The organism is Spirochaetota bacterium, from assembly GCA_026414805.1.
Lineage (GTDB): Bacteria > Spirochaetota > UBA4802 > UBA4802 > UB4802 > UBA4802.
In genome coordinates this window covers 1-879 of record JAOAIH010000154.1, presented here as the reverse complement: position 1 = coordinate 879, position 879 = coordinate 1, and the positions used below count along the sequence as shown (strand labels likewise).

The 879-nt window shown below is 42.8% G+C and carries 1 protein-coding gene; it reads left to right on the top strand.

The window, feature by feature from the left end:
* On the top strand, window positions 1–879 hold an 879-nt coding region (locus N3F66_15090; protein ID MCX8125472.1), incomplete at both ends, for an acetyl-CoA C-acyltransferase.

Sequence of the window (879 nt, the reverse complement as noted above, 5' to 3'; positions counted from 1 at the left end):
GTGTATTACAGGCTGGACTGGGTCAGAACGTTGCACGTCAGGCAAGCATTTATGCTGGCTTGAGTGAATCAATACCAGCATTCACAATCAATAAAGTTTGCGGTTCAGGACTTAAAAGCGTTGCCCTTGGAGCACAGGCTATTATGACCGGAGATAGACAGGTTGTTGTCTGTGGAGGAATGGAGAGTATGAGCAGGGCTCCCTATCTTCTGCCACAGGCAAGATTTGGTGCCAGAATGGGCAATGTAGAGGCAATAGATTCAATGATTTATGATGGGCTCCTTGATGCCTTCAATCAATATCATATGGGTATTACTGCAGAAAATTTAGCTGAAAAATACAATATATCAAGACAGGAGCAGGACGAGTTTGCCTTAGAAAGCCAGATAAGGGCGGAAAAGGCAATTAAGGAGGGAAAATTTAAAGATGAGATAGTTCCTGTTACGATAAAAGTTAAGAAGGAGGAAAAACTTTTTGATACCGATGAACACCCAAGGTTTGGAACAACTTTAGAAGCACTGGCTTCGCTTAAGCCAGCCTTTAAAAAGGATGGAACAGTTACCGCAGGGAATGCATCGGGTATAAACGATGCAGCATCTGCATTGGTTTTAGTAAGTGAGAGTTTTGCTAAAAAATTGGGAAAGAAGCCTCTTGCCTATGTCAGGTCCTACGGTGAGGCAGGTGTAGATCCAAAGATAATGGGATGCGGTCCTGTTGGGGCAGTAAAAAAAGCCCTTTCAAAGGCTGGATTAAGTCTTTCAGATATAGATCTAATCGAAGCAAACGAAGCCTTTGCAGTTCAGGCCCTAACGGTAATAAAAGAGTTGGGTTTAAATAAAGAGATAACCAATGTTAACGGTGGTGCCATTGCTTTAGGAC